The organism is Gemella cuniculi DSM 15828 (assembly GCF_000425665.1).
In the GTDB taxonomy this organism is placed as follows: Bacteria; Bacillota; Bacilli; order Staphylococcales; family Gemellaceae; genus Gemella; species Gemella cuniculi.
The window spans coordinates 1-23,575 of the sequence record NZ_KE384436.1 but is presented as its reverse complement, the minus strand read 5'-3'; the positions used below and the strand labels follow the sequence as shown (position 1 = coordinate 23,575).

General features: G+C 31.3%; 17 protein-coding genes, 1 pseudogene and 1 other annotated feature. Of the genes and pseudogenes, 2 read left to right on the top strand and 16 right to left on the bottom strand.

The annotated features are described in order from the left end of the window. The 12 genes and pseudogenes from H612_RS09480 to H612_RS0108665 form a co-directional block, all read right to left on the bottom strand. Window positions 1–2,243: SpaA isopeptide-forming pilin-related protein (locus tag H612_RS09480; protein ID WP_035500589.1), on the bottom strand; the 2,243-nt coding region annotated here is incomplete at its 3' end. Window positions 2,244–2,733: 490 nt separating this feature from the next. After that, a complete protein-coding gene (locus H612_RS10320) occupies window positions 2,734–3,270 on the bottom strand; it encodes a G5 domain-containing protein (protein WP_245570480.1) in 537 nt (178 codons plus the stop codon). Window positions 3,271–3,354: 84 nt separating this feature from the next. After that, a pseudogene (locus H612_RS10315) lies at window positions 3,355–3,669 on the bottom strand (ubiquitin-like domain-containing protein); the annotation flags it as partial. Between the two features lie 67 nt (window positions 3,670–3,736). After that, window positions 3,737–4,522 (bottom strand): TatD family hydrolase, encoded by a 786-nt coding sequence (locus H612_RS0108715; protein ID WP_027131079.1) that lies wholly within the window; start codon window positions 4,520–4,522, stop codon window positions 3,737–3,739. A 375-nt stretch (window positions 4,523–4,897) separates the two neighbouring features. Further along, on the bottom strand, window positions 4,898–5,587 hold the full coding sequence (locus tag H612_RS0108705; RefSeq protein ID WP_051210219.1) for an MgtC/SapB family protein: 690 nt from the start codon (window positions 5,585–5,587) through the stop codon (window positions 4,898–4,900). Window positions 5,588–5,628: 41 nt separating this feature from the next. Further along, the gene (gene ybaK, locus H612_RS0108700) at window positions 5,629–6,117 is read right to left on the bottom strand and encodes a Cys-tRNA(Pro) deacylase (RefSeq protein WP_027131077.1); all 489 of its coding nucleotides are present in this window, start codon (window positions 6,115–6,117) and stop codon (window positions 5,629–5,631) included. 523 nt (window positions 6,118–6,640) lie between these two features. Continuing rightward, window positions 6,641–7,798, bottom strand: coding sequence for a 5-methyltetrahydropteroyltriglutamate--homocysteine S-methyltransferase (locus tag H612_RS0108695; RefSeq protein WP_027131076.1), 1,158 nt, complete (start codon window positions 7,796–7,798; stop codon window positions 6,641–6,643). A gap of 74 nt (window positions 7,799–7,872) precedes the next feature. Beyond that, on the bottom strand, window positions 7,873–9,027 hold the full coding sequence (locus tag H612_RS0108690; protein WP_027131075.1) for a 5-methyltetrahydropteroyltriglutamate--homocysteine S-methyltransferase: 1,155 nt from the start codon (window positions 9,025–9,027) through the stop codon (window positions 7,873–7,875). A gap of 152 nt (window positions 9,028–9,179) precedes the next feature. Then, window positions 9,180–9,920, bottom strand: coding sequence for a cyclase family protein (locus H612_RS0108685; RefSeq protein ID WP_027131074.1), 741 nt, complete (start codon window positions 9,918–9,920; stop codon window positions 9,180–9,182). Window positions 9,921–10,013: 93 nt separating this feature from the next. Next, window positions 10,014–10,260 (bottom strand) — a binding site (T-box leader). Window positions 10,261–10,617: 357 nt separating this feature from the next. Continuing rightward, on the bottom strand, window positions 10,618–13,224 hold the full coding sequence (locus H612_RS0108680; protein WP_027131073.1) for a cation-translocating P-type ATPase: 2,607 nt from the start codon (window positions 13,222–13,224) through the stop codon (window positions 10,618–10,620). A 310-nt stretch (window positions 13,225–13,534) separates the two neighbouring features. Further along, window positions 13,535–13,987: a threonine/serine exporter family protein gene (locus tag H612_RS0108670; protein ID WP_051210217.1), complete on the bottom strand. Its 453-nt coding sequence runs from the start codon at window positions 13,985–13,987 to the stop codon at window positions 13,535–13,537. Then, window positions 13,987–14,757, bottom strand: a complete 771-nt coding sequence (locus H612_RS0108665; RefSeq protein ID WP_027131072.1) for a threonine/serine exporter family protein — start codon at window positions 14,755–14,757, stop codon at window positions 13,987–13,989. The genes H612_RS0108670 and H612_RS0108665 overlap by 1 nt, the downstream gene beginning before the upstream one ends. 647 nt (window positions 14,758–15,404) lie before the next feature. On the opposite strand from H612_RS0108665, the gene H612_RS0108660 reads away from it, so the two are divergent. Both H612_RS0108660 and H612_RS0108655 read left to right on the top strand, forming a co-directional pair. Then, window positions 15,405–16,910, top strand: a complete 1,506-nt coding sequence (locus H612_RS0108660) for a C69 family dipeptidase (RefSeq protein ID WP_027131071.1) — start codon at window positions 15,405–15,407, stop codon at window positions 16,908–16,910. 180 nt (window positions 16,911–17,090) lie between these two features. Further along, window positions 17,091–17,633, top strand: a complete 543-nt coding sequence (locus tag H612_RS0108655; protein WP_027131070.1) for a GNAT family N-acetyltransferase — start codon at window positions 17,091–17,093, stop codon at window positions 17,631–17,633. Window positions 17,634–17,699: 66 nt separating this feature from the next. Here the strand turns inward: H612_RS0108655 and H612_RS0108650 are convergent, their stop codons facing one another. The 4 genes from H612_RS0108650 to H612_RS0108635 all read right to left on the bottom strand — a co-directional run. Beyond that, the gene (locus tag H612_RS0108650) at window positions 17,700–18,995 is read right to left on the bottom strand and encodes a sensor histidine kinase (RefSeq protein WP_245570476.1); all 1,296 of its coding nucleotides are present in this window, start codon (window positions 18,993–18,995) and stop codon (window positions 17,700–17,702) included. A 68-nt stretch (window positions 18,996–19,063) separates the two neighbouring features. Then, a complete protein-coding gene (locus H612_RS0108645) occupies window positions 19,064–19,717 on the bottom strand; it encodes a response regulator transcription factor (RefSeq protein ID WP_027131068.1) in 654 nt (217 codons plus the stop codon). A 204-nt stretch (window positions 19,718–19,921) separates the two neighbouring features. Continuing rightward, entirely contained in the window at window positions 19,922–20,059 is a 138-nt protein-coding gene (locus tag H612_RS10030; protein WP_156882815.1) for a hypothetical protein, read from the bottom strand. A 118-nt stretch (window positions 20,060–20,177) separates the two neighbouring features. Beyond that, window positions 20,178–23,575 (bottom strand): isopeptide-forming domain-containing fimbrial protein (locus tag H612_RS0108635; RefSeq protein ID WP_027131067.1); only part of this gene is annotated, 3,398 nt, incomplete at its 5' end.

Below are 23,575 nucleotides of genomic sequence, written 5' to 3'. Positions count from 1 at the left end.
GTTACTGTTAGTTTGTTTCCTTCAGCTTTTACTTCATTTCCATTTACATTTGTTACTGTCACTTGTCCATTTTCTTCTACTTTGAACGTTATATCAGTTACTACTTCGTATCCTTCTGGCGCTACTTTTTCGTGGAATGTGTATTCTCCTGCTTCTAGGTTTACTACATGTGTTTTATCTTTTTCTGATGTCCAGCTTTCTACTACTTTTCCATCTTTTTGGATTTCGATTTCTGCTCCTGCTATCTCTTCTCCTCCTAAGTTTACTTTACTTATTTGGATTTCTTGTTTTGCATATGCATCTACCATTACTATTGGTGCTTCACTTTCAACTTTCACCCCATTTGATACTACTGTACCATCTGTATTTACTGTAAAACTTATTTCTGTTGCCAATGCATATCCTTGTGGAGCTGCTTTTTCTATAAATTTGTAGTTTCTTGGTTTCAAATTAAATTCTTTTATTGTTCCATCTGATTCCCAGTTTTCTATTACTTTTCCATTTTCTGTTTGTAACTCAATCTCTGCTCCGGCTAACTCTTTTCCATTTTCTGTTAATGCTTTTTTGCTGAATTTTACTTTTGTTTCTGTGTAATCATCTGTCACTGTTAACTTATTCCCTGTAGCTTCAGCTTTATCATTTTCTGATTTCTCTACTACCTTAACCGTTCCATCTTCTTCTACCGTGAATTTGATGTCTGTTACTACTTTGTACCCTTGTGGAGCTGCTTCTTCATGGAATGTATATTCTCCAGCTTCTAGTTTTAGTTCTTTTGTTTTTCCTGCTTCTGATGTCCAGCTAGCTACTTCTGCTCCAGATTTAAGGATTTTAATCTCTGCTCCAGCTATCTCTTCTCCTCCTAAGTTTACTTTACTTATTTGGATTTCTTTCGTTACTGGCGCTACTGGCTCAGGAGCTGTATATTCATTAGTTACTGTATATTCTGTATTTGATACTTTTTGCACTCGGCCCGCTTTATAATTTTCAGCCTTCCAAGGTTTTCCATCCTTATCTACCTCACTTACACTATAAAACATGATATCTTCTGGTGCTATATTATCCCATACAACTTTACCATCTGTTAACTGCTTTCTTGTTCCTGCTTCAGGTTGTCCAAATTTAAATAACTCAAAATAAACATCCGGTTTAACTTCTGGGACACCTTCTCCAGACCATTGTTTTGTTACAGTAATACTTGTTGTACTTTGATTTTTATAAGTATTAGTTATTGTATATGGATCTTCTTTGGTTCCTGATCCTGTTACTGCACTTGCTTCAAAATTTGCTGGCACATTTTCTTCCTTAATGGTATAATCTGACAATTCTCCTTTAAGGTTTTTCCAAGAAACTTCTCCTTGTGTGTCTGTAGAAAGAACTTTTTTAGGGTTATCTTGTCCATCACTAAATTGTACTTTTTGATTATCTTTATATAAAGTTAATTCCACATCTGTTTTCCCACCTGTAACAGGTAAATTAGCCCATTCTTTTTTAGCATGTACATCAAAAGTTTTTTGTGGCGTTACTGTAATTTCTTTTCCTGTATTTTTATCCACTAATGTTGCTGCAAGTAAATGTTGATATTCTGGTTTTGCTGCATTAGTTGCAGTCGATGCTTTTACTTCCATAGTATTTTTATAAATATCTAGTGTTACATTTTCTGGTACTTCTATAGCACCTTCTTTTTGTCCAGTTAACTGTTCAAAAACTTCTTTTTCTTCACTTGATAATCCTTCTTGCACTCTTGAATCTGTAAAATACCAAACTGCGTATTGAGTTACAGCTCTAAAGCGTCCATCTGATAAACTACCTTTTATTCCACCAGCATTATGTGGATAACCATTATAAACAACTTTAGTAATAGCTTTAACTAACTCATCACCTGATACTCTTTTAGACGTTGCTAATTCCTCAAACAATTGCGTTGTTGCTTTATTTTTAATATACGTAGGTTTAGTTTTTCCAGCCTCTTCTTCTCCTTTATCTACATAAGGTGGCGTTGCATATGTAAAGTTAAAACAATATGCTACAACTGCATTAGCTACATCCGTTAAATCTGTATTTTCTTTTGAAACATATATTGCTTCATCATAATTTGCCTCTGTTGCTTTTGTCCATCCAACATAACGTGAATCATAGTCATTTTCTACAGCATAACTCTTTGTATTCTTTCCAGTTAAACTAGTACAAAACACTACTACGAAAGCTAAGCAAATATACATAAACTTTCTCATTTTTATATTCATTATTTTACCTCCATAAACCATTTTTGAAATATATAATATAAACTGAAATCACATTCGAATCAGTTCTTAATTTTGTGAAAAATAGATTTTACAATTCGAAAATCGTATGTTACAACAAAATAATATTTCCCTCCTTTTCCATTTGTACATACAATAGTCAAAATCTACCATTGTTATATTAACACATTTCTAAAAAAAATTCCAATATTATTTTTATTAAATGTTATAAAACTATTAACTAAACCTCATTAAGATATTTTAAATATTTTTATCTTTAAAATTAAAAAAGTATATATTAAAGACTTCTAACATTAAAACCACTTAACTTTTTCATAAAATAATGTGAAATTTTATTCTTTTTATTTTTTTATTAAAATAACAATATATAAATCATATTTTATACATTACAAATCCTGTTGTTGAACATAAAAAAGAAGAGCATAGTATCATACTCTTCTTTTAATTATATTTAATTTTTGGATAAATTTTATTATCTTACACCCCAAGCTGATAATCCTTGAGCTCTGTATGCACGTGTTGCTGCATTAATTTGATCTTGGACAGTTGCAGTTGAACCCCAACCTGGCATTGTTTGGAATAAGCCTCTCGCTCCTGATGGGTTATAAGCATTTACTTGGCCATTAGATTCACGAGCAATAATAGTTTCCCAAGTTGATGCTGGTACACCAGTGCGACGTGCCATTTCTTGAGCTGCTGCAGCTCCCACACTACCTGCTGTATTTCCATTAGCCAAGACTACCGAACCGCCCGCTGTTTTCGTCACTGATTGGGTAGCTGTGCTTGAGGCACTTGCTTGTGTTGGTCGTGTTTTTGTTCCAACAGAAACAACTTTCGTTGTTGGTTGAGTTAAAACTTTTTCTGTATTTACAGTTTGAGAAATAACTTTACCATTTTCTTTAACAACATCATAAGTTACTTCTTTTTCTCCAGTTTTTCCTTCTACTTTCGTCACTTTTTCATCAGTGTACTTAGTATCATCTTTTTCTTCTTTAGTTGTAAATTCTATACTCTCTTTTTTAGTTTCTGTAGTTTTCTCTACACGAACTATTTTTATAGTATCAACTTCGGCAACTTCACTATCAGCACTTGGACTTACTTTATCATTCTCTCCAACAGTAATTCCTAATTCATTTAATATATCTTCTACTTTTCTATAAGTAGTTTTTCTTACTGTTTTTACACCACCATCTTCAATAGTGATTTCACGAGCTCTAAAGATATTAATAGTTTCTCCGCCATTAACTTTTGTATCTAATCCTGGCTCAATTCTATCCTCTTCACTAAATGGAATATTGTTAGCTTGTAGTACCTCTCTTACAGTTCCTTTTTTAGTTTTAATATCTATTCTTGTGTTATCCAAGTTTACCGCAAATGCTGATTTTCCAGTATACTCTTCTGCAATCATAAATGCACCTGATAACAATACTCCTGATGTCGCCGCAGCAACTATAATTTTTCCTAGTTTCATTCTATTAATCAATCTCCTTTTTTTCTATTTTAAACAATCTACAAGCATTACTAAATGTTTGCTCAGTAAGCTGTTTATAATTTATCTCTCTAAGATCTGCTATTTCTTGTGCCACATAATGCACATAAGCAGGCTCATTTCTTTTCCCTCTATATGGTGTTGGGGTCAGGTATGGACAATCTGTTTCTATTAACAATTTGTCAAGAGGACACGCTTTTGCAACCTCTTTTGGTGTTTTCGCATTTTTAAATGTTACTGGACCTCCCAATGAAATATAAAAGTTTTCTTTTAACATAATATTCATACTCTCTACCGAACCGGAAAAGCTATGCATTATTCCACCAATTTCACTAGCTTTTTCTTCTTGTAATATTTTTATAGTATCTTCCATTGCATCCCTCGTATGAATAACAATGGGTTTCCCTACTTCTTTAGCTAGTGCAATTTGTTTTCTAAATACTTCTTTTTGAATATCCTTTGGACTTTTATCCCAATGATAATCTAATCCAATTTCACCAATCGCAATTACCTTATCATTAGTTAGAGCAATTTTTTTTATCATTTCATATTTTTCTTCTGTAAAATCAATCGCTTCTACTGGATGCCATCCTACTGTCAAATACAAAAAATCATATTTAGCTGTGATCTCTAGTGCTTTTTCTATACTTTTGTCATCGAAACCAACTATATTAATTAATTTTACGCCTGCTTGTTTTGCACGCTCTATAGTTTCTTCTAAGTCTTCCAAATAAGCATCATCATTTAAATGCGCATGTGTATCAAATAACATATTACGCCTCCTTCACCTTTAAGATTATAACAAAAGAAAGTTTCAGTAGAATATCTAAACTATTTCATTTATATTACAATACTCTTTCATTTAATTAAATATTTCTCAAGATAAAAGTCTATTTCCTAAGATATCTAAAAAAGTATTGGCTACAAATTATATCCATTTTCCTTTAAATTAAGTTAATATTTATTAAAAAGAAATATACTAATTCATATTATCTAGAAAAACTTTTCAACTTATGATATAATTAAACAATCAATATTGTTTTTAGTAGCCGCTATAGTTAAATGGCATAATAGAGCAATGGTAATGCTCCGTTCCCAGTTCAATTCTGGGTAGCGGCATTCAAAAAAGGAAATAGAGATAAAAGAGTTAAACTGATAACTCTTTTATCTCTATTATATTATCAAGTATAATAAGTTCATCAAAAACTTTATTAAATGTGATGTTCTGCACACTCAAAAATTCATACATTTTCATGTAAGTTAATTTCTCATTATCTTCTACAACAGTATAATGAATAATACGATACTCAATACTATATTTTTTTAATAGCTTTCCTATATCTTTTCCTACTTCTTTTTCCGAATAAAAAATCGAAACTTGCTTATTACTTCGTAATCCTAAAAATTTCTTTACAACAACTAAAATCAGCATTATAAATAATGCCCCTATTATTCCAATTTTGTAATAACCTAACCCCAAGGCAAGCCCCATGCTTGATACCGCCCAAATAGAAGCTGCTGTTGTTAGCCCTGAAACATTTCTTTTCGTTACCAATATTGTCCCAGCTCCCAAAAATCCTACTCCTGATATTACTGCTGCTGGTAACCTAGCTGGATCTGCACCATAAATTGAAGTCAAAATCGGATATTTTTCCACTACTTCTTTTGCTCCATATATAATTTCTGAAGAAATTAAACCTACTATTGTAGAAGCAATCCCTACCAACATATGTGTTTTCAAGCCAGCATTACTATGATTTTTTTCACGTTCATAACCTATTGTTCCAGCTAAAGTTAATGATAATAATAACCTTAATACAATTTCAAAACCATTCACACTAACCACCTCATTAACTTTATATTTTTTAATCTATAAAATTATGCTATTATATCTACTACTTTTGCACCTATTAGATTTTCTAATATCTCTGGTTTTACTTCCACCTGATGTCCTACCTTACCTGCTGATACTATTATCGTTTCAACATTTCTGCATTTTTCATCAACAAATGTTGGAAATAGTTTTTTCATAGCAAATGGTGAACATCCACCCTTTACATAACCTGTTATTTTAGTTAAATCTTTTAGCGGTAGCATAGATAACGATTTTACCCCTGCTACTTTTGCTAATTTTTTAAAATTAATATTATCTTCACTCATCAAAACTCCAACAACATATGTTCCTTTTCCATCTGTTGTTAGGATCGTTTTAAATACTTGTGTATGATCTCGCCCAATTATATTAGCAACACCTATACCAGTTTTTGCTTCATCACTAGTCGCATCAAATTCAAAATGATTATACTCTACTTCATTATCTTCCAAAAATCTCATTGCATTAGTTTTTATTTCTTTTTTCTTAGCCATATACTGCCTCCAATTACCACATAATAAAATTTTATTAACTTATATTTTACTCCAAAACATAAACTCTGTCAAAAAGAGGATAGTAACAGCCTATAATGCAAAAAATATTTTTTAAAATCTACATTACCATTTTGATATAACAACTTTATTTCATTAATTACTGAATATTTTTTAAACAGATCTAAAATTATTGTCACTAATAACTTTACCAAAAAAGCACCAACTATATTTAGAAAACCCACTGTAAATACCTTAAATACTTTTATCTAAATTCTACTTTTAAATATAATAACTTTATACTTCTATTACTACTATCAGTTTTTTTGAATTAATACATTATTCTTCGAACCCTCTATCTACTTATAAATTGACTTATTAAAGAATTTTAAAACTATCATTGGCTCTCTCTTTTATTCTATACTATTTATTATCTATTTTAATCTGTGCAAAACAATGATTTTCTAAAACTTTAAACTAAAAACTGAAGTTAGTTCTTCTTTCAATCTAACTTCAGTTCCTAATTTTATTCTCCCCAAACTTCGTTAACTATTTCACTTATAAGTTTAATTTTTTTCCATTGATCTTCTTCTGTTAATATATTACCTTCTTCTGTCGAAGCAAATCCACATTGTGTACTTAGATAAATATTTTCTAATGGTACATATTCACTTGCTTCTTTTATTCTTGCGATTACCTCTTCTTTATTTTCTAATTTTCCAGATTTTGATGTCAAAAGTCCTAGTACTACTTTTTTATCTTTTCCTACTTTTTCAAGCGGTTTAAAATCTCCTGCACGATCTGTATCATATTCTAGGTAATACGCATTTACATTCTCTTCTCCAAATAATACGTCTGCCACTGAATCATATCCTCCAGCACTTGCCCAAGTTGAATGATAATTTCCACGACAAATATGTGTATTTATTACTAAATCTTCTGGTAGATCTTCTAATATTCCATTGTTAAGAGTAATAAATTCTTTTTGGAACGTCTCTCTTATTCCTTCTGGATTCAATCCGCTTCCCTCAGCAATTAGATTAATTAATCTATCATCAACAATAGCTCCCCAAGTACAATCGTCTAATTGAATTACGCGACAACCTGCTTTATAATGTTCAGCTATAACTTGTTTATAGGCTTTTATAATATCAGCAAACAATTCTTCTTTATCTGGATAAATACTATTTGTTTGAGCAATATGTTCTTCATCACGAATTAATTCAAAATAAAACTGTGCTGGGGCTGAAATAGTTTGTTTTGCTACTACATCACCTCCAGCTAGTTCATTTAAAAATTTAAAATGTTCTACAAACGGATGATTTTCTCCACTTATTTTGCCAACAACATCTGATGAATCTGGTTTTGTTGTTTCATCATGAAACTGATATCCAATTTTAGCCTGTGTATGATCTACTCCATTTAATCCCCAGAAGAAGTCTAAATGCCAATATGCACGACGAAATTCTCCATCAGTTACTCCCTTCAAACCACTTGCAATTTGTTTTTCTACTAACTCTATAATTGCTTTATCTTCCACTTTTGTTAATTCTTCTTGTGTAATTTCTCCTTTTGAAAACTTCTCACGTGCTTCCACTAGTTCTTTCGGTCTTAAAAATGACCCCACATGATCCACTCTAAATGGTGCTGTTCCTACTACTTTACTTTGACAATTTTGACACATAATACTTTCTCCAATCTATTTTTATTTATTTTTGTTCAAAATGCTATTCTTGACTTTCACTTCTTAATTTAAAATTACTCGCCCCAAACCTCATTAACTATTTCACTTATAAGTTTAATTTTTTTCCATTGATCTTCTTCTGTTAATATATTACCTTCTTCTGTCGAAGCAAATCCACATTGCGTACTTAGATAAATATTTTCTAATGGAATATACTCGCTTGCCTCTTTTATTCTTGCAATTACTTCGTTTTTATCCTCCAAATCTGCAAATTTCGAAGTAATTAAACCTAATACCACCTTTTTATCTTTCCCTACTTTTCTTAATGGTTTAAAATCTCCTGCACGGTCTGTATCATATTCTAGATAATACGCATCAACATTTTCTTTTGCTAATAGTTCGTCTTCTACTTTTTCATATCCACCTTGAGAAATCCATTTTGAATTAAAGTTACCACGACATACATGAGTACTTATTACTAAATCTTCTTTTTTATTAGCAATCACCGCATTATTTAATTTTAAACAACGCTCTGCAAAATCACGACGAACCTCCTCTAATGGTCTTTCATCTCTAAAACGATTAGCAAAACCATCATCCGCTAACGCACCCCATGTGCAATCATCAAATTGTAAAATTCTTAATCCTTCATTATATAATTCATCTATCACTTGACTGTATGCATTTACAATACCTTCTGCTAATTCATCAAAATTTTTGTAAAATTGTTCATAATTTTTAATATGGTCTTCTGTTCGAATTAATTCAAAATAAAATTGTGATGGCGAAGGAATAGTGAATTTAACAACTGCATCTTTACCTTCCACAAGCTCTCTTAAAAACTTGTAATGTTCTACAAACGGATGATTTTTCCCACTTATTTTGCTAGTTAATGCTACAGTATCAGGTTTTGTTTCTATTCCCTTAAAAGCATAACCTTTTTCTCCACGAATATGCTCTACTCCATTTAATCCCCAGAAGAAGTCTAAATGCCAATATGCACGACGAAATTCTCCATCAGTTACTCCCTTTAAACCACTTGCAATTTGTTTTTCTACTAACTCTGTTATTGCTTTATCTTCCACTTTTGTTAATTCTTCTTGTGTAATTTCTCCTTTTGAAAACTTCTCACGTGCTTCTACTAGTTCTTTCGGTCTTAAAAATGACCCCACATGATCCACTCTAAATGGTGCTGTTCCTACTACTTTACTTTGACAATTTTGACACATAATACTTTCTCCATTTCTATATTTTTTGTTAAAAACTTACTTTCATTTTCTTTTATTTAAACTTCTTATAACTTTTCCAGACTTTTACTTCATTAACTTTTCAACTTCAAAACTTATATATAATTACTTTTTCCTATTTCTAAAAAGACCGACTATTCATTTTCTGGTAAAATTGCAATTACCCTTGCTGGTGATCCTGTTGCCTCATTCCAATTTGGATAAGCTACCGAAATTAATGATCCTACCGCTGGAACTTTATCCAAATTAGCAAGCACTTCAACCTGATAAATATCTTGTTCCAATAGGTAGTACTCTTGAATCAGACCATCCTTAGCTGCACTAACACCCGAGTCAGTATCCAAGGTTTCATGACCAACTGCCTTAATATTTCTCTCTTTGATTAAAAATTCCAAGGCTTCCCTACTCCAACCAGGAGTTCGTTGTACATCTTCTTCATCTAAATTTCTTATCCTATCATAATTTGGCCAACGTTTCGACCAGTCACTTCTAAATGCTACAAAAGACTCTGGAAGAATTTCTCCATACTCAGCTTCAAAATCAAGTATATCCTGCTTTGTAATTTCATAATCATTATTTTCTTCAACCTCTTGTGACTTATCAATAACATAAAGTGGTAATAATAAATCTTTTAATTTAATATCATCAAGCCATCTCCCACCTTCAACAAAATGGATAGGTGCGTCAATATGAGTTCCATATTGTCCAACTACCGAAAACTTTTGAACATAGAATCCATCTTTCAAAGTAAAAATAGTTTCTTTTTTCAATGCTGGTAAAGCTGGAAACTTAGGAGAATTCTCGTCAATCTTATGACTCAGATTAACCCATTTTTTTGATTTTAAAATGCTATAGACGTTTAATAGTTCTGACATATTTTCTTCCTCCAATTTTTAAAATAATTTTCAGTTAAATCATCTTGTTAATTTTTTGAGAAATAAAAAAGTCCCCACAGAAGTATAAACTTCTGCAAGGACGTTTAATTTACGTGTTACCACCTTACTTTATGATATTCTCACAAATATCAACTCAAAAAGTACGCACTAAAAACTTAGTGTTATACCCTGGAGCTATAACGGGTCCACCCGTAGAGGTCTAATTATTCGACCACTAACACTCAAAGACCATTTTCAAAGTTTCCGTATTGATCTCTTTTCACCAACTGAGACTCTCTTTACAATCTTTCACTCTTACTTATCTTATCAATGTGTGAATCATTAACTTGTAATTAAGTATACTGCTATTTAAAAAACTTGTCAATAGTTTTTTGAAATAAAATTTATTTTTTCTGACAATTATTTTAAATTCTCATATTATGAAATAAAGGTAGGCACAGAATAATAAAACATCTCTAAGTATTATAATATAATTAAGAGTGCTATTTTAATCACCTTTTATAAGTTTTAATAGATAATCTAATTTTATATAATCTTTTCGTTTAATAAAATCTTTAAAGATAAATAAACTATATATCATACTCAAAACCATGCATTAAATAATAATTAATTATTCTATCATAGCAAAATAATAGTGAAGCTATAGCTATTTCTAACTACAACTTCACTACTATTTTTATCTGTTTTTCACTATTTTTATTACTTGAACAATTATTGTTGGCAAAATAGCTAAGCATAGTATTGTTAATATTTGTTTTATACTTAAATTCATAACTCCAAATATTCCACCTACTGTTGGGATAAATATTATTATCCCTACTAATACTATTCCTATTAAAAATGCATAAATAGTATTTTTATTACTTAACACTCCTATTTTAGTTAAAGGCAAATCACTTCGACAACTGAAACCATGGAATAATCTTGCTAAGCATAAAATCAAGAAAGCATATGTTGTTGCATACCCTACACCCGTATTTACTCCAATTAAGTATCCGCTAAAAACAGAAGTAGCTATTAATACCGCTTCACTTAAAATTGAAGTAGTAGTTTTGCGAGTTAAAATTGGCTCTTTTGGATCTCTTGGTTTTTGTTTTAATACTTCGTCAGTTCCAGGCTCTGTTCCAATAGCAATAGCTGGTAGGGAATCAGTAACCAGATTTATAAATAAAAGTTGGATTGCCATAAACGGAACTACAAATTTATTATTGAAAAATGCTAAAATGGTCGTAACTATTACTACGAAAATCGCCGATGTGTTCCCAGTTAATAAGTATTTTATTGCATTTTTGATATTAGTGAATATATTTCTTCCAACTGTTACTGCTTTTACTATTGTTGCGAAATTATCATCAGTTAAAATCATATCCGCAGCATCTTTTGATACTTCAGAACCTGTTATTCCCATAGCTATTCCTATATCCGCTTGTTTAAGTGCAGGTGCATCATTAACCCCATCTCCACTCATTCCAACAATTTTCCCTTTTGCTTGCCAGGCATTAACGATACGGATTTTATGTTCTGGAGCAACACGTGCATAGACTGAAATCTTTTCTAGATCTCTTGCTAATTCTTCATCAGTCATACTATCAAGTGTAAGCCCATCAACAACCATATCTCCATCTTGAAAAATTCCGATTTTTCTTGCAATTGAACGTGCTGTTACTGCGTGATCTCCAGTTATCATAATAGGTTTGATTCCTGCTTTAATAGCTTTTTCTACCGCATCTTTTGATTCTTCTCGTGGTGGATCTATCATTGATGTTAAACCAACAAAAATCAAATTACTCTCATCTTCAAAACTTAGATTATCTTTATCAAAATTTTTGTAAGCATACCCTAAAACTCTAAGTCCATCTTCGGCAAACTTATTATTTTGATTGAGAATTTTTTCTATGTCTTCTTCTGTAATTTTTCGAATATCACCATTTATTAATATTGAACTACATTTTTTAAGAAGCTCATCCGTTGCCCCTTTTGTTAACATTAATTTCTCATCATCAACAACTTGCAATGTCGACATAAATTTTCGAACAGAATCAAATGGAAGCTCTGAAATACGTGGATAACTAACTCTTAATTCTTGTTCAACTATATTATACTTTCTAGCTAGTTCTATCAATGCTAACTCTGTTGGATCACCTACTTTTTGATCGCCATTTATAAATGAATCATTAGTAAGCACCATAGTATTCATTAATAATTTTCCAGCTCTATCATTTACACTTATCTCACTAGGTATAAGAAGTTTTTCGTTTAAATATATATCATTAACAGTCATTTTATTTTGAGTCAATGTTCCCGTTTTATCTGATGCAATAATTGATATTGAACCTAATGTTTCCACCGCATTGATATCTTTCATAATTGCGTTCTCTTTGGCTAATGTTTGTGATCCTAGAGATTCTACTATTGTAATTATCGAAGCTAGTGCTTCTGGTACTGCTGCAACAGCTAAAGCAATGGCAAACATCGCCGCTCCTCCAAAATCTCCTGAACTTAAATAAGTTAAGCCAAACACTACAATACACAAAATAATTATTCCAACAGATAGATTTTTAGAAAATTCATCTATAGATTTTTGTAATGGAGATTTTCCGCTAGATGCGTTATTAAGTAGGGCTGAAATTTTTCCTATTTCTGTATCAACTCCAATACTAGTTACTACTGCACTGCCTTTTCCATATGTTACTTGTGAACCTGTAAAAACCATATTAGTTTGATCACCAACAACAACTTCTTTATCAATTACAATAGTATTTTTGTCTACTGCATGACTTTCTCCTGTTAGTGCTGATTCATTTACTTGAAGCGAACTTGCCTCAATAATTCTACCATCAGCAACAATCATATCACCCGCTTCAAATTCTACAATATCTCCTACGGTTAACTCATGTGAGTTAACTTCTTGTTTTATACCATCACGTACAACCTTAACCTTTGGTACTGATAATTTTTTTAAGCTATCAACAGAACGCTGAGCGTTAAGAGTTTGACTAGTTCCAAGAATAGCATTAATAATCAGTACTATGACAATAACTATAGACGATTCATGATCTCCTGTAAATCCTGAAATAATCGCTGCCGCTATTAATATTAATACTATTAAATCTTTAAATTGACTTAGAAAAATTTGAATCGCACTAGGACGTGCTGCTTCTGGCAATACATTTAGTCCATTGTTTTTCTGACGCAATTTTACTTCTTTATCACTTAATCCAGAAGACGTAGTATCTAATTCTTTTAATATATCTTCACTTTCTTTTTGATAAAAATGTTTCATCTCTTCTTCCTTTCACTTTCTCAAAATTTTTAACACAAGTTTCAGCTTTGCTTTTTCCTTTAGAAAATACAAACCAATTTTTTAATATAATAAAAAAACGAGACCGGTTGTGTTCCAACCAAGTCTCGCTATTTAATATAGTACCGGAAAATATTTTTTCGTACTGACGATACTATCACGACATTCGCAAGCTAATCCCTTGTGTTCATTACAGTATATCAAAATAAATGTTTTTTTTCAAGAAAAAAATATTTATTTTTAAATTTCAAAATGTAGTAAATTACAAAACCTATATATTTTTACTCTGTACTTAAATTCTAGTTTTCTTTTGTAACAATGGTCCTACTATAACTCTAAATATAGAATCAGCTATAATTATTCCTGCTGCCAGCCCCACCGCTCCATAAAAACTATTTAAAAATATATGAGCTGAATTTGAATATTCATCTAACAACAAAGTTCTAAATGCATCATAGATTGTTACTCCCGGAACTACAGGTACAAGCCCTGGAACGAAATAAACAGTCAGAGGATTCTTAAATTTTATCGCACAAATTTGACTTATATTTGCTAAAAGAAGTGAGCACACCAAACTTGCCATAAAGACACTGTGTCCATGACTCCACATTTCCCAATATCCACACCAACCTATTGCTCCAATAATTCCACCCGTTACCAGAGTTTTCCTTGGCACTTCGCACAAAATTGCAAAAGATACAGAGGAAATAAAACTAAATACAAAATGATATATTAGCAAAAGCATTATAACACACCTCCTAATATACTTACTAGATAATAAACCGTTACTATTCCTGCCCCAAGTGCAAAAGCCACACAAAATGTTTCAACGAATCTAATAACTCCTGAAATATATTGTCTAGCCATAATATCACGCATAGAGTTAGTTATAGTAATTCCTGGTACCAAAGGAACTACAGCCCCAATCATCGCAAGTCTTAATGATTGCCCATTTAAAAGTGCATAACCTAAATATCCCGCAATTCCACCAATAAAAGTACTAATATACTCCGAAATGAAAGGAGCTTTTAAGTATGAAATTACTTTAATATAAACATAATAAGCAACAGCCCCGGCAATACTACCTGGTATAACATCCCAAAAACTACCATCAAATATCAAAACAATACTTCCACTAAGAATTCCTGAACATAAAATCTTAAACCAGTTTTTCACCTTACTCTTTTCTGACTGAACTCTTTTTAAAGCACTATACATATCTTTTAAACTAATTTGACCAGACGTATAAGCACGAGATAAAGTATTAACAGCCGTTGTTTTAGTTAAATTATATGTTCTATCATCTACTCTTCTAAAGTCTGTGCCTACACCTTCTATCCTAACAAAAATACCAGTAAGAGTTACATGCGTATAATACTCCTCTGCCTTTTCTTCTCCAACACCTTTTCTAATAATACGTTCTAAAGTATCTTCTGTACGATAAACTTCTGCTCCATTTTCCATAAGAATTTTACCAGCAAGAAGAGCTGTCTTCATTAATAATTTTTCATACATATACTTATACCAAAGGGTAGATTAACACTCTAAGTTTCAAAAATTAAATTTTTCTAACTATCTATTTCTTAAAATAAAAATTTTATTTTACAGCTTATTTTAATTAAAAAAGCTATGGTACTTTTAAAAAAGTAACTACTAATAAATAAACACCACATTATTTTTAAACAAAATCAACTGATAATCTTCCCCAACCCTTCCTAAATTTATCAACAAGCATATTATAACACAAATATTCATACAAAAATATAGTTTTAAAAAAATAATTTTCCCATTATTATTTTAAATTTTGCAACGAAATTTTTAGCCTCCTTAATATTTTTTTATATTTATCAATAGCAATTACAGCAGATTTTAAAATCATCAAACCACAAACTAATTTCACACAAGTTTTACTATTTAAAAAATAAATTTTTTTATTATAATTTTTATTTATCACTTGAATAAATATTTAGGAAGGTCTACAATATAATTAAAGATTATTTTCTAAAGGGAGGAATATCATGAAAAATATAATCTTGAAAATATTTGAAGAATAGACTTTAAATCATAGTTTTAAAGTCAATTAATTTTTAATCTATAATATGTTAACACTCTAAGTATCAACTTAGAGTAAAAAATAATATTTAATATAAGGAGTGAAATTTATGGGATGTACAACAATTCTTGTAGGAAAAAATGCTAGTTTCGATGGTTCAACTTTGGTGGCTCGTACAGAAGATTCACCTTCTGGGGTTTTTAAAGCTAAAAAATTTATTAACGTTAGCCCTGAAGAACAACCTAGAAAATACAAATCAGTAATATCAAAAGTAGAGATTGATCTTCCTGACAATCCCTTACGTTATACAGCTGTTCCTAATGCAATTTTAGATAATGGAATTTGGGGACAATGTGGTGTTAATGAACTTAATGTTTCTATGAGTGCCACAGAAACAATAACCTCTAATGAAAGAGTCTTAGGAGCTGATCCATTGGTTGAATACAAGGCTGCTGTTGGAAATATCGGTGAAGAAAGATATATTCCTGAACAGTTTGGTGGTATTGGTGAAGAAGATATTTATACTATAGTTATGCCATATATACGCAGTGCAAAAGAGGGTGTAACTTTCTTAGGAAATCTATTGGAAAAATATGGTACTTATGAAATGAACGGTATTGCTTTCCAAGATGAAAATGAGATTTGGTGGTTAGAAACAGTTGGAGGTCATCACTGGATTGCACGACGTGTTCCAGATGATGCTTATGTAATTATGCCTAACCAGCTTGGCATTGATGAATTTGATTTTGAAGATGCATTTGGTGCAAAAAAAGAATTTATGTGTTCTTCTGACTTAAAAGAATTTATAAAAGAATATCACTTAGATTTATCACTTGATGGTAAATTTAATCCTAGATACGCTTTTGGTAGTCATAGTGATGCAGATCATACTTATAACACACCACGTGCATGGATACTTCAACGCTATTTTAATCCTACTACCAATACTTGGGATGGAATTAATGCCGATTATCGACCAAATTCAGACAATCTCCCTTGGGCAAGAATACCAGAGAAAAAAATTACGATAGAAGATATTAAATACGCACTTTCTCATCACTATCAAGGAACAGAATATGATATGTACTCAAAAGATATACACTCTGTAAAAAAAGGAACACTACGCCCAATTGGAATTAATAGAACTAATTTCCTAGGCTTAGTACAAATAAGACCATATATGCCTGATGAAATTAAAAGTATTCAATGGCTAGCAGTAGGTTCATGCGTGTTTAATGCAATAGTTCCTTTCTATACTAACATTAACAACACACCCAACTATTTAGCAAATACAACAAATCTAGTAACTACAGAAAACTTTTACTGGACAAATCGTTTAATCGCTGCACTTTGTGATTCACATTTTTCTCAAACTGCCTCTCATGTTGAACGTTATCAACTGAAAGTTCAATCAGATTCAACAGCATTAATTAACAAGTTTGATAAAAAATTCAAAGAAGAAAAGATTTCTAGTACAGATGCAAAAAATTTCTGTGAAACTGCAAATGATGAAATTGCAAAAAAACTAAAAGTAGAAACTGATGATTTACTTGATAAAGCTCTTTTCACCGCAAGCTGCGAAATGAAAAATAAATTTGCTAGATCTGACGCATAATTGCTATTTTAAAATGAAGAACTTACGAATTTAAAATCTTGCGATTTTAATTTGTGTAAAGATGACTTTAAAAAATCACATTAGATTTAAGTCACATAAAAAGGGGAGTAGAAAGACAAAAACTTTCAACTCCCCTAAATTTATATTCTAAATTATTATTTACAAAGGAGAAATTTTATTTTGATAAGATTACTTAAAAAAGAAGAATACAAAAAATACTATCCTGAAATAAAAAGTATATATAGACTCGCCTTAAATTATAATGAAAAAGATGCCGAATTCTTAGAAACTAGAATTGAATATAGTAAAAATAATGGCTTTAATACTCATGTCTGGATAGTCAAACTAGATAATAAAATCATTGGTTTTGCAAATGGTCAAGATTTTATGGAAACAAACTGGTGGGCAACTCAACTAAAAAAAGATTTTACTAAAGAAATGAAAGAAAAATTCTACAACAAAGCATTTGAATTAGAAGAATTTGCACTATTGCCTGACTATCAAAGTAAAGGATATGGTTCTAAGCTTATGCAAAATATTATAGACGATCTGAATGAACGTGATATATTATTGGGAACAAAAAAAGAAAATAATGACAAAGCCATCAATTTTTTTGAAAAATTTAATTTTGAATATTTATTAAATCCATTTTACTATGAAAATTCTTACACTGGTTCCTTTATTATTTTTTGCTATTATGGTAATAAAAAATTAAAAATATAAAACTACTTTATTAGTATTTTTTTAAATATAAAATTAAAAAAGATTTTGAGTTTATATCTCAAAATCTTAACTTTTATTTCTTAAGTCAATATCTTCCCTTAACGCAATCTTTAGTCTCATTCCTTTTTCATAAGGTGTAAAACTATAAGAAAGATTATAACTCTCTAAAATATTTTTCACTATATATAATCCTAATCCTGTTTTATTACCATCGTCTTTTTTATCTATAGTTCTTGTATGATAAGATATCTTAAATAGGTCCTTCATCTCTTTTCCAGTTAATGGTGTACATGTATTGTCTATCACCAAAATATTATCCTCATTATAAATTGAGACCTCGCCACCTTGCGGTGTGTATTTAATAGCATTACTTATAACGTTAGACATAACTTTATCTAACGCTTGCATACTCATTAAAACCTCTAAATTGGCATTCAATACACTGGTTACTCTAATATTTTTGTTTTCTCTTAATTCTTCATATCTTATTAAAATATGATCAAGTACAACATTTAGATTTTGAATTTCCTTATGTTCTGTCCACTCTTGAAATTTTGATGATTCTAAAATTTCCTTCAATAAGACATCCAAATTGTCTATTATAGTAACACATTTTTTTAAGTATTCTTCGTGATTTTTATATTTTCCTATATTAAAAATCATGTTCTCCAATATTATTCTTAAACTTGTTAGTGGAGTTTTTAACTCATGCGAAGCACTCCTTAAAAAATTTACTTTTTGCTGTTGAAGTTTTTTAATATTATCATTTTTCTTTTCTAAGTCTTCTATTACTGATAATAATTTTTCATACACTTTATTAATTCGTGCTCCAACTTCTCCTATTTCATCTCTTTGATTCACAACAAATCTAGCATCAACATCCATATTTTCCATTCTTTTCGTCGTATCCGCTATGTAGATTAGCGGTTTTACTATCTTTTTAGAATAAAAATAAGAAAATACCACAGAAAACAGTAATGTTATCACTGCCGCAATTGGTAAACTAATTATAAGAACTCGTATAAAATCCTCTACTATATCCTCTCCAGATACAACTTGGACAGTAATCCTTTTTCCATCTTTTGTAGTCATTTGTCTATCTTCTATTATTAGATAATAGTTATTTTTGTTGATGTCTAACTCTAAATCATGTGTTAACGTGAATTTCCCACCATCTATATCTTCTTTTATGTGTGCTGTCACACCAACATTTTTCGAATAAGAATCTAATATCTCTCTGACTTCTTTTACGTCTTTGCCTTTTAGACTTTCCATTAAAATATCCGCACTATGTTTTATTTTTTTCTCCTGTTGCTCTTTATAAACTACTGGAAATATAAAATAAAAAATAGCATGTGCCAATATAATAACACTCCCCAAAATACTGATCGTATAAATAAACGTTTTTGGGAAAATCTTCATACCCTTCATTATAGTTTTAATTTATATCCTACATTTTTTATTGTCACAATACAATCTAACCCTAGTTTTTTTCTTAAATTTTTTATATAGACGTCTATAACTCTTTCCAAAGGAATCTCCTCCACATCTGACCATACTTGTTCTATAATTTGTCCTCTACTTAATACTTGATTAGGATGATGCAAAAGTGATTTCAATACATCTAGTTCTTTAGGTTTTATATCCACCTCTTTGCCAGAATGTATAGCCTTATAACTGGTAAAATCTACACTTGCATCTTTATAACTCCAAATGTTATGCTCTCCATAATACCTATTTAATAATACTTGAATTCTTTTCGACAATACTGGCAATGAGAATGGTTTAGTAACATAATCATCCGCCGCTAAATCGAATCCTGCTAATTGCGTTTTTTCATCACTAGCTGCACTTAATATTATAACCGGAATACTGCTAGTTCTTCTTATTTCTCTAAGCACTTCAAATCCACTTTTTTCTGGTAATTTTATATCCAAAATAATTAAATCTATAGAATTATTATTAAATAAGTTTATTCCTTCCTCTCCACTCAATGCTGCGAAAACATTGTATCCTTCCTTGTTTAAATACTCTTCTACCCCCTCCAATACCATTTTTTCATCATCTATTATAAGAATATTCATATAGCTTCTCCAATCATAATGTCTGGGTATTCATCAACTATTAAAATATATCTTTCTAACATTTCATAACATTTTTATAATATCATTTTATATTAATTTTTTCAAATAAATATATACAAATGTATGAAATTTCATTTATACTTCACTTTTATATTGTAAAAAGAAAGGATATATTTTAATTTATATATCCTTTCATAATTTATATTAAACTTTTTTGTTTATCTTTTTTTGTAATACATTAATATAGATAAACGCCTCTGCTAATAATCCTAACATTCCAAAATTACTTGCAGTTTTCCCACTCTTATCTATTTCTTCCTCGCACTTCTTCCAAAAGCTCATCCTCTTCCTTACCTTTCTCCCTTTCTCCCATCTGAAAACCCAAGATCCAGAGTCTCCTCCTTATCTTGGGTTCACTTTGAAACTTTTTCCTAGGTCTATTCCCTTTTTCTATTTCTCTTTATTTCTCTCTTCTTCTCCTTCTTCCTATTAGTCCCACTATCGCTAATCCTATTACTCCTATCCATCTTCCTTCTACTGGCCCTTCTCCTGTTTTTGGTAATTCTTTCTTCGGCTCTGTTGGTTTCTTAGGTTCTTCTTTTGGCTTAGCTGGCACTTCCGGTGTCGGTGGTACTACTGGCGGTTTCGGTGGCACCACTGGTGGGGTTACCGGTGGTACTGGCGGTACTACATATACCTCATTTGTTTCTTTTGGCTTGTGATCAAATTCTATCGTCGCCTTGTTCGGTACTCGTTTTAGGTTATATTTACTTATGTCCGCCCCGTTTCTTATCTGCGCATATATCGATAACCTTATCTCTCTTCCTTCTAATTGTCTTAGAATCTGTGGATTTGTTATCTCATATCTTACTTTGTTTCCTTCTTTTTCTAGTTTTCCTAGTTTGTTTGCTTCTTCTTCCGAAATTTCTCCTTTTTCATTTCGGCTTCTTAACGCTTTGTTTATTTCCCTTATCGCTTTGACTTTTTCTGTCTCTTCTTCTTTTCTTATCTCTTCTTTTAGCTTCTCTAGTTCTTTTTCTAGTTCTTCTTTTTCTTTGCTTGCTAACTCTTTTGTTCCTGCTTTTAGTTCTGCTATCTTCTCTTCTAGCTCTTTTGCTTCTTTTGTTTCTTTTTCTTCTTGTTTTCCTAGCTCTTCTTTTAGCTCTTTTAAGTTCTCTTCTGCTTTTGCTAGCTCTTTTTGCTTCCCTTCTGCTTCGTTAGCTTTTGTTTGTCCTAGTTTTGTTTCTATTTCTTTTTCTCTTTCTTTTAGCTCTTTTAACTCTACTAGTTCTTTGTCTTCTTCTATTTGTTCTCCGCTTATTCTTATTGTCGCTTTTCTTGCTTCTAACACTTCTTCTAGTTTGTCTTCTATGCTAAATTGTTTGTAGTATGAATTTTCTTCTAGTTTTGCTTTTATGTCGTATCTGAATACTTCTTCTCCTACTTTTAGTTGTCTTATTGTTTCTTGTTCTTCTCCGTTTTCCGAGTTGATTGTTTTTTCTCCCGGTTTTGGTGGCTCTGGTGTCGGCGGTGTTACCGGCACTATATTTGAGTCTTTTATGAATTCTGGGTTATTGTTTATTATATATTGGGCTTTGTTCGGTATACTTGGTTTTGTTTCTACTAAGTATCTTGTTAAATCTGCTCCATCTTTTATTTTCGCCCTGAATTCTACCTTAACTTCTTTTTCTCCGTTTTGTAAAACTTGTTCTCTTGTTAGTTCTACTTCTAAGTTCTGTCCGTTTATATGGATTTGTTCTTTCCCTACTTCTTTTCCATCTACTGTTGCTTTTACTTCTCCTCTGAATTCTAATACTTTTTCTAACGCATCTGTTACTTTAAACTCTGTTGCGTTCTTCGGTACTGTTGTTCTTATTGTGTATGTGAATTCTTCGTCTAGTCTTCCCAACTCTTCTTTTTCTTTCCCGTTTACTTCTTTTGTTATTGGCGGTTGTGTTGGTCTTGTAGGTGGTTCTATCGGTACTATATTTGACTCTTTTCGAAGTTTTGGTTCGTGGTTTATTTCATAGCTTGCTTTGTTTGGTACACTTGTTTTTCCTTCTTTTATGTATGGACTTAAGTCTGCTCCTGCTTCTATGTTTGCCTTGAATTCTAGTTTTACTTCTTTTCCTGTTTTCTCTACTACCTGCTCTTGTGTTAGTTTTAGTTTTATTGTTTTTCCTCTTATTTCCACTTGGCTTTCTGGTAGTTCTTTTCCATCAAGTGTTGCTTTTGCTTTTTCTCCTCTTGTGAATTCTAACACTTTTTCTAGTGTGTCTTCTACTTCAAAGTATGTTGCCGCCGCTGGTACTTTTGTTTCTATTGTGTACGTTACTACTTGATTTCTTTCTCCTAGAATCTCTTTGTCTTTTCCATTTACTTTCTTATCTATTGGTGGGGTTGTTGGTGGCGGTGTTACCGGCACTATATTTGATTCTTTTTGATTGTTTGGATTGTCGTTTATTATATATTTCGCTACGTTTGGTACTTTTATTGTTCCTTCTTCTATGTATTGCGTTAAATTCGCTCCCTCTTTTATTTTCGCTTTGAATTCTACATAGACTTCTTTTCCTGCTTTTTGTTTTACTTGCTCTTCGCTTAAGTTTACTTCTAGTTTTTGTCCTTGTTTTGTTACGTCTGTTATTTTTTCTCCGTCTACTGTCGCACTTACTTCTCCGCTAAATTCTAGTACGTCTTTTATTTCGTCTTCTACTTTGAATTTTGTTGCGTTATATGGTACTTTTGTTTTTATTTTGTATGTAAACTCTTCACTTAGGCTTCCTAATGTTTCTTCTTGTTTGTCATTTACTGTTTTTTCTATTTCCGGTGTTGTCGGTGGCGGTGTTACTGTTACCGGTGGCGTTTCTTTTCTAAGTTTTGGATCATCGCTTAGGTTTATTCTATACTCTGCTGTATTTGGTACTCGCACTTCTTCTTTTGTTAGATATGCGTTTAGTTCCTCTTGCGTTACTCCTTCTTTTAGCTTAGCTTTGAATTCTACTACTACCGCTTTGCCCACCTTTTGTTCTACTTGTTCTCTTGATAGTTTTACTGTTAGTTTTTTTCCTTCTGTTTTTACTTCTTCTATCTTTTCACCGTCTACTGTCGCCTTAACTTCTCCTCTAAATTCTAATACATCTTTTATTGTATCTGTTATTTCAAAGTCTGTTGCGTTTTCTGGCACCGTTGTTTCTATTTTGTATGTGAATTCTTCGTCTACTTTGTTTAAGTCTACGTGTTCTTTTTCATTTACTTTCTTAGTTATTTCCGGTGTTGTCGGTGGCGGTGTCACCGTTACTGGTGGCGTTTCTTTTTCTATTTTCGGATTGTTGTTTATTTGATACTTCGCTTTGTTCGGTACTTTTGTTCTTCCGTCTTTACTGTCTACATACGAACTTAAATCCGCATCTTTTTTAATCTTAGCTTTGAATTCGATTTTTACTTCTTTTTCTGCGTTATTTGTTATTTCTTCTTGGGTTAATTCTACTGTAAGTTTTTGTCCTTCTTTTTTGATTTCCCCTTTTGTTTCTTTGCCATCTACTGTTGCTTTTACTTCTCCGCTGAATTCTAATACTTTTTCTAATTCGTCTGTTATTTTTAATGCTGTTGCATTTTTTGGTACTTTCGTTTCGATTTTGTATGTGAACTCGTCTTCTACATTTCCTAGTTGGTCGTGCTCTTTGTCATTTACCGTCTTCTTAATTTCTGGGTTTGTTGGCGGCGGTGTCACCGTTACTGTGTTTGAGTCTTTTTCTGGATTGTTATTTACTTTATACTTCGCTTTGTTTGGTACTTTTATTGTTCCTTCTTCTATGTATTTTGATAAATTCGCTCCGTCTTTGATTTTTGCCTTGAATT